This is a genomic window from Butyricicoccus porcorum (assembly GCF_002157465.1).
In the GTDB taxonomy this organism is placed as follows: domain Bacteria; phylum Bacillota; class Clostridia; order Oscillospirales; family Butyricicoccaceae; genus Butyricicoccus_A; species Butyricicoccus_A porcorum.
This window is the reverse complement of record NZ_NHOC01000003.1, coordinates 14,505-28,384: the sequence shown is the minus strand read 5'-3', so window position 1 is coordinate 28,384 and position 13,880 is coordinate 14,505. Positions and strand designations below refer to the sequence as shown.

Annotated in this window: 10 protein-coding genes, 1 pseudogene and 1 CRISPR repeat array; of the genes and pseudogenes, 8 read left to right on the top strand and 3 right to left on the bottom strand. The window is 44.1% G+C overall.

Going from position 1 to position 13,880, the window contains the following annotated elements:
* Window positions 1–776: 776 nt before the first annotated feature.
* Complete coding sequence (locus CBW42_RS03585) at window positions 777–1,286, bottom strand: class I SAM-dependent methyltransferase (RefSeq protein ID WP_278308578.1); 510 nt, start codon at window positions 1,284–1,286, stop codon at window positions 777–779.
* Window positions 1,287–1,315: 29 nt separating this feature from the next.
* On the opposite strand from CBW42_RS03585, the pseudogene CBW42_RS14925 reads away from it, so the two are divergent.
* The 8 genes and pseudogenes from CBW42_RS14925 to cas6 form a co-directional block, all read left to right on the top strand.
* Window positions 1,316–1,803: pseudogene (locus tag CBW42_RS14925) on the top strand (transposase); the annotation flags it as partial.
* 262 nt (window positions 1,804–2,065) lie between these two features.
* Window positions 2,066–3,616: a Cas10/Cmr2 second palm domain-containing protein gene (locus tag CBW42_RS03580; protein ID WP_087017858.1), complete on the top strand. Its 1,551-nt coding sequence runs from the start codon at window positions 2,066–2,068 to the stop codon at window positions 3,614–3,616.
* Window positions 3,613–5,586 carry an RAMP superfamily CRISPR-associated protein gene (locus tag CBW42_RS03575; RefSeq protein WP_165761040.1) on the top strand — a complete coding sequence of 658 codons (1,974 nt, stop codon included), beginning with the start codon at window positions 3,613–3,615 and terminating at the stop codon, window positions 5,584–5,586. The genes CBW42_RS03580 and CBW42_RS03575 overlap by 4 nt, the downstream gene beginning before the upstream one ends.
* Window positions 5,583–6,911, top strand: a complete 1,329-nt coding sequence (locus CBW42_RS03570) for an RAMP superfamily CRISPR-associated protein (RefSeq protein ID WP_087017854.1) — start codon at window positions 5,583–5,585, stop codon at window positions 6,909–6,911. Before CBW42_RS03575 ends, CBW42_RS03570 begins: the two co-directional genes overlap by 4 nt.
* A complete protein-coding gene (locus tag CBW42_RS03565; RefSeq protein WP_087017852.1) occupies window positions 6,908–7,264 on the top strand; it encodes a hypothetical protein in 357 nt (118 codons plus the stop codon). Before CBW42_RS03570 ends, CBW42_RS03565 begins: the two co-directional genes overlap by 4 nt.
* Before the next feature lie 2 nt (window positions 7,265–7,266).
* Window positions 7,267–9,171 carry a TIGR03986 family type III CRISPR-associated RAMP protein gene (locus tag CBW42_RS03560; protein ID WP_165761039.1) on the top strand — a complete coding sequence of 635 codons (1,905 nt, stop codon included), beginning with the start codon at window positions 7,267–7,269 and terminating at the stop codon, window positions 9,169–9,171.
* 192 nt (window positions 9,172–9,363) lie between these two features.
* Window positions 9,364–9,723, top strand: a complete 360-nt coding sequence (locus CBW42_RS03555) for a hypothetical protein (RefSeq protein ID WP_087017848.1) — start codon at window positions 9,364–9,366, stop codon at window positions 9,721–9,723.
* Window positions 9,724–9,788: 65 nt separating this feature from the next.
* On the top strand, window positions 9,789–10,520 hold the full coding sequence (cas6, locus tag CBW42_RS03550) for a CRISPR-associated endoribonuclease Cas6 (protein ID WP_087017846.1): 732 nt from the start codon (window positions 9,789–9,791) through the stop codon (window positions 10,518–10,520).
* 134 nt (window positions 10,521–10,654) lie between these two features.
* Window positions 10,655–11,224: a CRISPR direct-repeat array (repeat unit 32 nt; unit sequence ATTGAATCTTACCTGCGCTTAGGTATTGAAAC).
* Between the two features lie 67 nt (window positions 11,225–11,291).
* Here cas6 and CBW42_RS03545 read toward each other — a convergent pair.
* Both CBW42_RS03545 and CBW42_RS03540 read right to left on the bottom strand, forming a co-directional pair.
* The gene (locus tag CBW42_RS03545) at window positions 11,292–12,611 is read right to left on the bottom strand and encodes a TM1812 family CRISPR-associated protein (protein WP_087017844.1); all 1,320 of its coding nucleotides are present in this window, start codon (window positions 12,609–12,611) and stop codon (window positions 11,292–11,294) included.
* Window positions 12,601–13,872 carry a family 20 glycosylhydrolase gene (locus tag CBW42_RS03540; protein WP_165761038.1) on the bottom strand — a complete coding sequence of 424 codons (1,272 nt, stop codon included), beginning with the start codon at window positions 13,870–13,872 and terminating at the stop codon, window positions 12,601–12,603. The genes CBW42_RS03545 and CBW42_RS03540 overlap by 11 nt, the downstream gene beginning before the upstream one ends.
* Between the last annotated feature and the right edge of the window lie 8 nt (window positions 13,873–13,880).

The following is a 13,880-nucleotide window of genomic DNA, read 5'->3' as shown; positions in this document are numbered from 1 at the left end:
TCAAGCGCACTCCTAACATCCGCTGTCACCTCCGGCTCCAGATAAAATCTGTGATAAATGTAGCACTTATGACTGCAATACTTCCGATTTCTGTTTCCATACGAAGTAAACTGTTTCCCACATTGCCTGCAATTGATTATGTAGGTTGCTTCCGGTGAATGGTGTAACTCTTCGGGATGCTCCCGCCACCATGCTCTCCGGCAGGGATCACAGCAGAAATAGCGTCTTCGTCCTGTCCTGTTCTGCACCAACGGTCTTCCGCACTGGCGGCAGACCATTTCCCTCGACATCTGTTTCTTTTCCATACATATCGACCTCATTTCGGGTTGTTTTGACACCCCTATATAAACTCTGGTCAAGATTGATGTCAAGTTAATTTGTTCTGGATTTTTATATGAAAGCGCTATATAATTTACTCACAAAAATCGCCCCTGTTTTTTCATACAGTTGCCCGCCTGTCGATAATTTTGAAGCGATCCATTTTCCCTTGTGTTGCGCAATTCAGTATAACCGTTTTATGTACGGGCACGTTGAGACAATCGCCCTGCTCGTGAGAACAAGTAAATAATTTTCACGTTAAAACGCCAAAATTGCTACCAGAAGTGTAGTTTCTGAACAATTTTGGCGTTTATTTGTTTGCATCAAAATTCTTGCTTTTGTGTGTCCAGCTGTCCTCAGAAATTCGTTCGGAAATATTTCTGCAAAATATATGCATAAATGCGTGCAAACTTTTTGGCGGAATATAGTGAAATTCAGGTCGAAAATTCCAGACGCATTTATACATATACGTATGATTGCGGCAATCCAAGACAGTCATATCGGATAGTCTTTCCTTTGAGCGAATAGTTGGGTTTTGCGTCTGCCAGATGCGGTCTTTTGATAACCACTTTGTGCGGATGTTCCGCAATGGCGGCATTTACGAGATCTGTCTCATCAGCACACAGCCGTTCCGAATTCTGAAGCAACTGGAATTTCTTTTTAATCAATGCGCTTTTCTGTCGTTCCGGGAACATCGGATCGAACAAAATCACATCCGGTGGAGCGGTCAACTCCGGTAGCGCTGTCCGACTGTCATCCTTAAGTCCGACAATTGCTGCCAACTCCGGCAGTTCAGCTGCCCGCCGCAGGGCATCCCGCAGAAGTGCTGCAATCACTGGATCATACTCATGCAACTGTACAGGAAATCCGGCTGCCGCCAGCAAAAGCACATCCTCTCCCAATCCGGCAGTGGCATCAATCTTTGTCAGTGTACGATCCGTATTTTTTATTTTTGATGCCTTTACCAGAAATTGATGCGGTGTAAATGTGATAACATATAAATGAACAGTTTAGTCTGTCAGCCCTGAGTAATGAACTTCCTCAGGTGCGAACGAAGGAGAAATTTTGGGAGGAAATAAACCGTATCGTTCTGCCAGGAGAGTTGATTGCGCTCATTCAGCTGTACTATTGAAGAGCGCGGCAACAAGCCCTACGTTTGGGAATGGATGCTTAGAATCTATCTGGTGTAGCATCTCCCTAATTTGTCAAATATGACAACGGTGGCAAAAGTTATTAACAACCTAGCTTTCTACGATTTCTGTGGGGTGGCATTGAGCAATAAAGTTCCTAACAGTAATACTCTGGGCAGGTCCGTAATATTCTGACGAAGAACGGACTTTAGGAAAAGTGCTTTCCGCAAGTCGTGGAACTTCTAACAAAGCGCGGCCTGATTTTGAAAAGAGTACCATCGTAGACTCTACTTTTATTGAGGCTTCCTCTTCCACCAAAAAAGAGCGTGATCCTAAGGCCTATTTTTCAAAAAAGGCATACATGGCCACATACCACGAAAAATAAGCAGACACCAGTGGTTCAAAACATTTACTGCTTTTCAAAAAAAATTGCAAAGTGCCCTTATATTTTCTTTTTAATTCAGATTATATAGATGAACAGATTAAAATAAATGTAAAAGAGTGGTTGCGCACTATTGTAAAAAGAGATATACTTAACTTAATTGTGCATAGTACACAAAAACATCATGAAAAATTCATCTTAAAAAGTATAAAATATAGACGAAAGGAGTTCAGATATGAGCCGACATTTGGTTATTGCTGAGGTATCGCAGAAGCAGGCTTATATTTTCGGAAATCGTGAGCTGCGGAGGAATATCCAGCGTTCCGCAGAAATAGCTCATGCGACAAACTCAGATGAGCTGGAAAAATATCGGAAATATTTTCAGAAATGCTGTCCGCACGGATATTCCAAAGAGCAAAATCTGGTATATGCCGGCGGAGGACATACCATTTTACAGTTTCCGAATCGCCCTTCTGCCGAATATTTCTGCAAAGCACTCACAAAGAAAACGCTGGAAACCTACCCAGACATGGAGTTGTTCGTAAAAATTATGGAACTTGATACGAACAAGTCGATTCGTGACAACCTGAATGAGCTGACCCGTCAGCTGGAAATCAAGAAAGCTCGCAGACAGTCCTCCTTCCGTCCTCTGAATTTCGGTGTAGAACTGTTTGATGCCGAGGAATCCAGTTACGAGAAAGATGCCGAGGAATTCAGCTACAAGAATGTGAAATATGAACCGGCAGGCTGGAAATCAACGAACGATTTAAAGGACATCGCCGGTAGCGAAAACTTTATTGCTATCGTCCACCTGGATGGCAATGCAATGGGCGCTCGTGTGCAGAACATTTATGGTCGGTTTAGTACTAATCCTTTCAGTGAAGATGATTGGGAGGAATGCGTAAAAACGCTGAATCAATTCAGTACGGAAATCGACACGCATTTTCAGGAAGCCTATAAGGAAATGGTCGATGAACTGGCAGATCGACTGACCGCACTGGATGAGGCCTCCGAGAAAAAGCGCTGGGAAAAGCATATTCTCCCCGTTCGCAAGATTATTGGTGCAGGTGACGATGTCTGCTTTGTCACTGCCGGTGATCTTGGTATTGAGTGTGCCGTCAGCTTTATTCAACATCTATCAACCAAAAAGAATACAGCGGACCAAACCGGCTACACTGCCTGTGCCGGCATCGTCATGGTACATACCAAGTATCCGTTCCGTGTTGCCTATGATCTGAGTGAAGAGCTTTGTTCCAGCGCAAAACGATATGGTGCTGTGCTGTGCAATGAGCAGCACAAGGATGAAGGTGCCATCTCTCTCATTGACTGGCATATTGAGTTTGGACAGATCAGAGGTTCCCTGTCTCAAATTCGCAATACATATCAGACCGAGGACGGCGGACAGCTTGAACTGCGTCCGTTTATTGTAGAGGGTGCTGATACGCCAATTCAGCGAACCTATAAGTTCTTCCGCACGCTCTCTGACGAACTGATGAAAAAATCTAAAGACCTGCCCAGAAGTAAGGTCAAGCAACTGCGTGATTCTTTCAAGCAGGGCGAATGGGAAACCAAACTTGCTATGAAGCAGACTCGTATGCGTAGTTTGACGGAAAAGGGGCTGGAAGCCAGAAATCCAGATCTTATCAAACGAATGGTTCAGGAATACTTCCAGCCAGAACAGGAAGCATTCTATACAGATGAAAACGGTACACGTCGCTGCCTGTATTATGATGCAATTGAAGTCATCGATCACTTGACGTTATGGCGAAAGGAGGAACAGGAATGAGCCGTGTTTGCCTCACTGTGCAGATGAAGTTATCATCTGATACCATTTTCAGCTCTGGTTACAGCATTCCGGGCGGCGAAGATATTTCCATTAAGCGCACAGAGGACGGAATGCCCTATCTGTCCGGTTCGACGATGAAGGGTCTCCTGCGTGAGACAACTGAAAACTATCTGGTTTGGACAAAATCAGATGAGACCATTCTTCATGAGCTTTTCGGTAAAGAAAGCTGTGCAGACAGCGACAGTAAACGCCGTCTGGTTTTCAGCGACTGGACCGTGGATGAACAGGAAACACAGCTTCCGCAGGAGGAATGGGTGTCGACCCGCACTTTTACTGCTTTGGAAGAGGATGTTGTCAAGCAGGGATCGCTGCGTCTGGCAAGTTGCCTAAACAGCGGTATTGTTCTGACCGGTACGATTATCTGTGATTCCGAAGATAAAAAGCTGCTCAAAGATGTAATTCCGTTTCTCAAGTGGGTCGGTCTGCTGCGAAACCGTGGTTTCGGCAAAGTGGAAACTAAGGTGACGGAATCGCATTCTCTGATAAGCAAATATAATATTCCGTCAGCATCTCTGCTGCGGTACCGCATCCGATTGAAAACACCACTTTCTGTATCTTCTCTGACTGGAAATACACGAAACGAAAACTATCTGGATACCCGCAATTACATTTCCGGCACGGCCGTTCGAGGTATGGTAATATCTCAGCTTGCGCTGACTGAACCAGAGTGGTTTGAAAAAAACAAGAGCATTTTGCTGACTGATGGCACACGCTTCCTCGGTGCATATCCGGTCGTTAGTGAAACTGCTGCTGTCCCGACTCCAATGGGCTTCTATGAGGATAAGAAACAGGAGCATTTCTACACCGTGCTGCATCACGACGTGGAGCCGGGACATAAGCGTGCCAAGATCGGTGCATTCTGTATACAAAAGGATTCTATTCTCACTGGTATTTCTCCTAAAATGGATAGTTTCATGCGCATTCAGCGTGGAAATCAGGAGAAAGAGCAGAAGGTATTCACCTCTCGTGTTCTGTGCGCAGATAGTGATTGGGAAGGCTATATCCAGCTGGATGATCCGGATCTTGCTGCATACATCACAAAGGCATTTACGAACACAATCCATCTGGGTGCAAGCCATTATGCCGGACATGGATTATGCGAGGTTCTTGCACTGGAAGCGATAGAACAGCCAAATTGGGGCATGGCAACATATTCTGATGCAGATATCATACCGGAAACAATATATATGCTCCTGCTCTCCCCTGCTGCTATGCAGAAGGATGGAGTTACCGTTGGGCTGGATGAATCAAAACTTTCTGATTTGCTCGGCGTCGAAAAAGTAGAAATCACGAAATGTTCGACTTCTGTCACAGAAATCAATACGTTTAACCGCACATGGCGATGCTATGCACCGTCTGAAGTGATGTATGAAAAGGGCAGTTTGTTCCAGCTGCACTGCACGCCTGCGCCTGATGCAGGGACACTGAAACTTTTGGAAAAGACCGGTTTGGGTATTCGCCGTGCAGAGGGCTTCGGACAGGTATTATTCCTCAAGGATTTTGATCAGATCAAAAATTATGAGAAACCGGAATCTAATGCAGAAATTCATGATTTCCCGGAAGCAAAGACCCAGCGTCAGAAGCGTTGCCAACGGCTGTTGGAAACCGAGTTTCCTCTTGGAAGTGATAATTATCAGCTGTCCAACAGCCAGATTGGCAGCATTCAGGAATGGGTGCAGACCGCTATCGCCGACGGCGGCAAAACCGAAAAGCTGGATGAATTTTTCCGGCATAATATAGAAGACAGATCGCCGGAGTATGCAAAGCGTTTTGAAGCCATCAGAAATGAAATTGATAACATCATGAAGGATGCATCCATTGCGGAACTTCTTCCAAATGACACACCAACAGAACGTCTGATGCTGATTTCCGAGTGGATTGATCTGAGCCGAAAGGAGGAGAAAGCATGAACGCAGTGTTTACATATGCCATTCGTTATCACATTGAACTGGAATGCACATCCCCGATGCGTTCTGGCAGAAATGACCGGAATACAGAAGCTATCCTGCGTCGCTGGGATGGTACTCCCATGATTCAGGGCCCCTCCCTCGCCGGAGCAATGCGAAGCTGGTTTGGCACAAACACGCCGGATGCAAATTGGCTGTTCGGATGGCAGCAACAAATAGAGGACAGCGGCAATGCGGGCAAAAAGAAAACAATTCCTCATGAAGGCAGCATATCTGTTTCTGATCTTGATTTTGAGAAAACAGCCTCCACTGTGATTCGTCCTCGTCTGAAAATCGACGGCGCAACTGGCACTGCTTCTGATAAAGCAAAATTTGATGTCATGCATCTGGAAACCGGCACAAAGGGAACGTTTTCTATCGTATGGAAGGGTATATCTTCTGAAGATCAAAAGAAAGCAGCACAGCTGCTGGAGCAGTGCTTTGCATCAATGAACGTCGGAGACATTCGTCTGGGAGCGCAGAAGAACAACGGCTTCGGACAGATCAAACTGACCTCTGTGAAACGTCGCTATTATGACATGAAAAACTCTGATGACCGTACTGCATGGCTGGGCGAAATCGGCGGTACAGAAATCCATCTGCCTGAAGCTGTCTCTTCTTCTATTATCCTTCATGTTTCCATGGAAACCGATGCGCTTCTGGTAAAGTCAGGGACAAAAAAACTGGCAGATATTCCAGGTGTAAAGGAGAATAAACGTTCGAGCGTTGCCGTATCTATTCAGGAAGCTGGACACGCTGTTATTCCAGGTTCATCCATCAAAGGTGCTGTTCGTGCACAAATCAAACGCTTTGCCCCGTTCTGCAAACTGTCTGAAGACGAAATCATCAGTCTTTTTGGCCGGGAAAGCAGAGATCATGACAATGGTATCGCCGGAAAGGTTTCTTTCTCCGATGGAATCTTTTTGGAAGATCCCCAGAAAAGCACCATTCAGACGCGCATCCGCATTGATCGTTTGACCGGTGGTGTCATGGATAAGGCGATGGTTAAAGAAGAAGTCATCGGCGGATCGTGTGAATGGAATATTACCCTGTCGCCTGCCGTCAATCAGGAAAAAGCCGGAGCAATACTTCTGCTTGCTCTGCGTGATTTAGGTATTGGTCTTTACTCTCTTGGAAGCGGCTATGCAATCGGACGAGGCAGACCGACAAAGCTGGTTGTCCGTGTGGCTTCCTCAGTACTGACCTGCGAGAACGGAACAGTTGAGATTTCTGATGAATGCGGTCTGTTTTCCAAGTGGATGAATGCGCTGGGAGGTGAACCGGCATGAGAAAAATACTAACTAAGGAACAGGCTTTGGAACAGAGGAAAAACCTTTCCTTTGCGATGATTACCCGTCTGAGCGAGATAACAATCGGTGAAGCACCGGAGGAGCTTTCCTTTGATGAACTGATTGAAGCACGCTTTTTTGATGCAGACAGGGAAATTCACATTTTTCAGGAAAATGGCGAATGGAATTATACTTGTATTTCTGAAGAAGATGGAGTTGAATTTTTTGATAGAGAAAGCCGCTTAATTGCCGGTCTTGGAACGAAACTGGTCACACGCAAACACATTGCGTATGATAAAACAGATGGTCAGGCATACATTTCAGACATGCGCCTGGTTAACTGGGAGGGTTGATGATGGCAAAGAATAAACAGAAAGAATCAGAAGTTCAGCTGTCCACCGCTCGCGCACCGTACAACTTTATCCCGTTGATCAATAAAGTCGCTGTCAGATATAATGATGTATCTGAACTTCCCCATCATGATGTATGGTACGAACATCTGCTTTCCGGTAATATTTCTATTACCATTACAGTAGACACCCCTATGTGTGTTGCGAATGGACTAAAAAAAGAGCAGGGATTGGATTTTTTTCAGGATGCCAATGGTAATTACACGATTCCCGGTTCAAGTCTTCGTGGTATGATCCGAACGAATATGCAGATACTCGGTTTGGGAAAGCTGCGTGCAGGTATCGACTTCGATGACCATACTGTTTTCTACCGTGATTACGCTAGCGCATCTTCATCAAAAGCTGCTCAGGCGAAAGAATATTATACGAGTCTCCTGGGTGTTAAAAGCAAGAATAATATCAGCTGCGCTGAGAGAGTACACGCAGGTTATCTGCACTGTAGAGCAGATAAAGATGAGTATTATATTCATCCATGCAAAGGTGAAAAGTTCTTCCGTGTGAACAGAAGTGTGCATAATTCCAAATGGGAAAAATTGTATGCTGGATATCTGCCAATTTATTACAGCGGAGATCCACAGAAATTTGATGTTATCACACCTGATGAATTCCACCAGAAAGATGCTACGGAACAGGAAAAGTGGCGGGAAGGTGTTTTGCTTTCTCCTGGACAGATGAAAAATCAGAACTCTCTCTATATCTTTCCGCAAGAAGATACAGATCACGAGATTGCTATTTCTCCCGAACAGGCCGTCAACTTTAAGACAGACTGGGAGGCTCGAAAAAACGGACTTCCGGGAACCGATAAACGAAACCCCATGGACCCGGAATTCTGGGCCCTCCCAAAACATGGAAAAAGCAAGCCTGTATTCTATATCCCTGATACGGATTACTTTGGCATGTCACAGTTTCTTCGCATTCCATATGCTCACGCTTTATCTCACGGACTACCCCAAATGCATCAGTCGGATGAATTTGTATTAGATTATCCAAACGCAGTTTTAGGATTCTCTGAAAAAGACATGAGTTACCGTTCTCGAGTCAGCTTTGACGATATGAAAGCTCCTTGTGGAACGAAAACCGGAGACTATGTTGATATGATTCTCGGTGGACCGAAGCCGAGTTTCTATCCGAATTATACTGTTGATGGAATAGACTATAATCAGGACAATTTCCAACTGCGAGGAATCAAGCAGTACTGGCTGAAAGAAGTAGAGAAAACTGCAACGGGAAGCAACAAGCAGGTTGGAGACGCCATTAAGCCGGTGCCTGTTGGAACAAAGTTTACTGGAACGATTCACTATCAGAATCTGGCCGAGGACGAGCTTGGTCTTCTGCTCTGGTGCCTGCGTTTAGAGGACGGTTGCTATCAACAGCTTGGCAAGGCAAAACCATATGGATATGGTCGAGTAAAGCTCCAGATTGACGCTCTGCATGAATATAATCCACATGAATTGTACCATTCTCTCTCTTACACAGAAAAAAATGATACAAAGAAAACAAGGGATCGCGTCGAGCAATTGATCTGTGCATATGATACCAAGGTCTGCGAGCTGGTTGGTATTAAGCCAAAGAAAAAGGGCAAGAAACTGCTTGCACCATCTATCCGTACTTATTCCGTTGTGCAAGATTTCATGTATATGAAACGGACCATACGAACAGATAAAAAAGAAGTTTCTTATCTTTCGATCAAGGAACATAAAAACGTTGGAACCGTCATGCCAACGGTTCACGATGTGCGTAATGAAGCAAAGAAAGCTGCCACACAGAAAACAGATTTGGAAAAGAAATCAGGTGCCAGGAGCAATTCCGGCTTTGCCGCACTCGCCGGTTTATTGGATTCATTAGACTGATATACTCCGGTTAGAGCAAAAAACGGGTACAGGGATAAATTCTCTGTACCCGGCTCTCTCATACATCTACATGTTCCCTTACCAAGTGTGACCATTTACCCCCAACGAAAATGCACATTACTTTTTGTTCTTTCCTTAATTTGCTCTTTTTTATCGGATTATAATAATAGAACCAAAAGGAGAATAAATACGATGAAAACAATTCTTTGGATTTCCCGTCACGAAATGACTACTGAGCAAATGACTGATCTGGAACGTATCATGCAGGACAACATTCAGCTGCTCTGCTGCCGTGACACGGTAAACCAGATAGAAACAATCCTCCCTCTTCTGGAGCAGGCAGATGCCATTGCCGCCGTGCTTCCTCTTGGGCTGATGTCGCAATTGGTTTCCCATGCCAATGGAAAGCTGGTCATGCAGTCCGTATCTGCCCGCGTTCCGACTGGAATATATCGTACCCTTCCTGATGGACGAACAGAACAGGAATTTCAGTTCGTACATCAGTGCTGGCAGCAGATTATAAAATTAGAATACGAGGTGAAAACACTATGATTGCCGTTTAAAAGCTGCTATACTATTGATATATCTTACCTTTGAGGGATCAAGGAGTGTTCAGTATGATTTTTCGTCTGACCTTTCAAACAAACCATCTAAAACTGCCAATGGCATATCAGACTATTGTGCAGGGCTTTGTCTATCGTCTTCTGTCAACTGTACCGGAATACAGTGCATTTCTGCATGATAACGGCTATACGGACAGTAGACAGAAGCATTTTAAAATGTTCTGTTTCAGCCGCCTTCAGGGAAAGAATCACAAATATAACAAGCAGATTGAGTTCCCCTACGCAGTCTCTCTTTGCCTGCGGACGGCTGATCCGATCTGTAGTGAAATTTTGCAGCATGCTCTGGTGCTTCACAATGAATATCAGCTTTGCGGACAGCCGATCATTCTGAAACGAATAGAACAGTCCGAACTGGAAATTGAAGAGGACTGCCATCAACTGAAAATTCAGATGATTTCCCCAATGACCGTTTATACCTCAACATCTGACGGCAAAACACATCCGTACAACCCGCTTGATGACAAGTTTCCTGTGCTAATCAATGAGAATTTTCAGCACAAATGGGAAAGTGCAGTCGGCTCCCCTGCTCCGGGAAATATTGAAATTTATGCTCTTTCTGTCGCCAGCCGTGATAAACTTGTGACGAAAATAAAAAACATCTATGTCACAGCGTGGGGCGGAACATATCTGCTAAAGGGTTCGCCTGATGCACTGAAATTCCTGTATCATACTGGTCTGGGAAGCAAGAATTCTATGGGCTTTGGTATGTTTGATATCGTAAAGTAGATCATTTTGGGGATTGTACTTGAAAAGTGCGAACTGATGTGGTAAAATAGACATTGAAAAGAACTGGAAAAGCCGATTTTTTCTTATTGTATCTTATTTACGTTATTTTTCTCGGTTAATTTTCTGTTTTTGCTATTGAATCTTACCTGCGCTTAGGTATTGAAACGAATTTTTCTCTCATTAAATCCTCCCCATTTCCCATTGAATCTTACCTGCGCTTAGGTATTGAAACCTCCTCGGTATCGCAGATGCCGTAATACCCCCATATTGAATCTTACCTGCGCTTAGGTATTGAAACTGCGTAAAAAACTGCTAGTCCTCGCCGCCATGATATTGAATCTTACCTGCGCTTAGGTATTGAAACGGACTTGTATTCCGCGTTGTCGGCTTCCAGTGCGGAATTGAATCTTACCTGCGCTTAGGTATTGAAACATCGTCCAGATAATAACCGTTGATTTCATACATCAGATTGAATCTTACCTGCGCTTAGGTATTGAAACACTTAAAAGTGCCACTAACACTTCAGGGAGAAACCGATTGAATCTTACCTGCGCTTAGGTATTGAAACCTTCGCTTTCTGCGATATAATCACAGTGCAGTTATTATTGAATCTTACCTGCGCTTAGGTATTGAAACTCAGAATCCACAAAAGCCATAAGCCTCCTGTTGCCAATTGAATCTTACCTGCGCTTAGGTATACAAAAAAAGCCGGATACAGAGATTTCAAATCTCCGTATCCGGTTTCGTTTTATGGTTTTCTTTTGTTTTCAACTACTTTTTGACCAAATGTCCAATGGCATCCTGAATGAACTGTTTCAATTGCTTCATGTTTATGTGATTCATATCAGGATACTTGTTTTCCGCATAATACTTCAAATGACAGTCCTTTGCTATAACCTCTGCATTTGCATGATTGGTCATATTACGGACATCCTTCAAGAACAGATAATCCAATGCGATCTGATGCAGCTGCTTAATACTGTACGCAGTAGTATACGGCGAATCTTTCATACAATCCTGTAAATTTCTCAGGGTTGTAATGTAAGTATCATCGTCTTTCTCACGCCATATTTTCTTTCTGTCAGCCAGCTTTAAAAAGCCATCTGTAAAAGCAATCGTGCACGGATCACGATATGCAGCATTTGTAGCTTTCACCCGATCAAGTTCTTCCGGCGTGGCTTTCAGCAGTTTGCTTTTGTTTATCACATATGCGGGAATGCGCTCTGTGTACACCGTCAATGCCTGCTGTACCATGTCACTGCCTACACACCATTGAATCAATCTTGGAATCGTCAGCTTCTTATCCTTTCCAAATTTCTTCTGAAAGGCCGGAAGAAGCTGACGCATCAACGGGTTTTCACACTTCTCTGCTTCTTTCAGCGCTTTGTTGAACGATTCCATACTTGCATCGATGTTTTTGGTTCGGCAAAGAGTGATATTCTCGAACAGCACCTCCATTGCAGACAGTAGATTTTCAATCAGGATATCCTCTGCCGGATTGCCAAGATATTCCCTAAGCTTTCCGACATTGCCAAAGGATGCCATATCCTGCATACCGCCGATCAGGTCGAATAATCGATACTGATCGGTAATATCCTTGATCTGTTTTTTCTCAAAATCACTGTATACAGCTTGTCCAATCGTTACACCCTGATATGTCAGAGCACGGCTCAACAGGGTCAGATACATGACGTTGTCACGTTTGCCTCCGCTGGTCTCCAGATAGATAGTGTCATTCGCCTCAATTTTTTCTAAAATTTTAGGCAGAATATCCATTTCAAAGCTCCGCTCTGAATACCAATTGATTTTCGTCGGTTCTTTGCCTGAGGATTTAATAATTGTTTTTCTGAACTGTTCCCAGGCGTTTGCCAGAATCAGTTTGTTTCCAGCTTCGTTATAGGCTTCCTTCTCTGCTTCCTTCGTAACAACACAGATGATCTCTGATATATCGGGGTGCGTTTCCAGCAAATACTGTACAGGCGCTTCGTTGGTCTGCAAACCAGTATATGTTTTGCCGTTTGGAGCGGAGTAGGATTGTTCTTTGCTGTCAGCACGCAAGATACTGACAAATAATATTATTTTATTCGCCATCTATTATACCTCGTCCGAAATTAAGTCGTTTTGTTTCAGGAGATGCAGGACAGATTCCCGGTATTTCTTGGATTGTTCTCCATACGCAGAATGCGGAGCCTTTAATATTGGGATTGCCTATGGATGTATTTTTTCCTGTATTGGTATCACCATATGGAGCAAACACATACGGATTCCAGTTCTCATAGATTCGCTGAGGCGTGCATCCTTCATAACTACCGCTGCCAGTATCTGTATGTTTGTTACCCAATACATAATAGCTGTATGAATTCAGGAAGTTGTATGCTTTGTAGCCTTTGTTCAGATACGTCCAAATATTATTTTTTGAACTGTTGGCATCAGGTGTCCAATACTGAATTTCAACATTTTTATTCAACTCAACGACCTGTTGATAACCGGTATCGCTGGTGCGCAGTGCATCATCATTCCACATCCGCACAGAAGTGTATCCATAGCTGCTAACGATATCATATATGTCATTCATATAATACATAAACGCATCATAGGCCACTGCATTGCTATAATTGCTCTTGCCTTCCTGCTTTGCTCGGTTCTGTGCATAAGTTTTCCAGTGGTCAAGCTGTTTCCATTTGGAGACCGAAGAAGTCACAGCTGCTCCCCAGCCAAGCAGTTCATCACCGCCGATGTCAAATTTGGTACAACCCAACTCATGGAAAAACTCAGCATATTCTTTGTACAAATTCTGCGCAAAGGTGACCGCTTCTTCATTAGAGATATCAATACCACGAGAATAGCTCTTCTGTGCACTTTCCGGCCCGGAACCCTGCACGATGGAGGTTGTACCGTTATAATGAAAATAGTTTCCAATATCCACGCCGTACTGGGCTTTATATTTTTTAACCGCATAATTCATATGTCCAGGACTGTCCAGCGAAGGGATGATCTCCACATGATACAGCTTGGCAACTTCGGCAATCTCTCTCATCTCATCCTGTGTAATATATTTGCCATTGTCTGCAGCTACACCGCTATCAGAACCATTGACACAAAGGGTATTGTCCGCTCCCGCAAGCCATGGATATGTCTTGCTTTCCAGCCGGAAGCCCATTTCCTCGGAGAAATGAAGATAGATTGCATTCATATTCGACCAGGACATCTCCTTGATCATGTCCTTAATCCATTCCGGCGAATAATATTTGCGTCCACAGTCAAGGAAGAATCCCCGTTCTGTACAATCAGGCTTGTCTGAATATGTTTCACCGACTGCAAGCCCGTTCTGCTGAAGCATCGCCTGCTCCACATAACGGC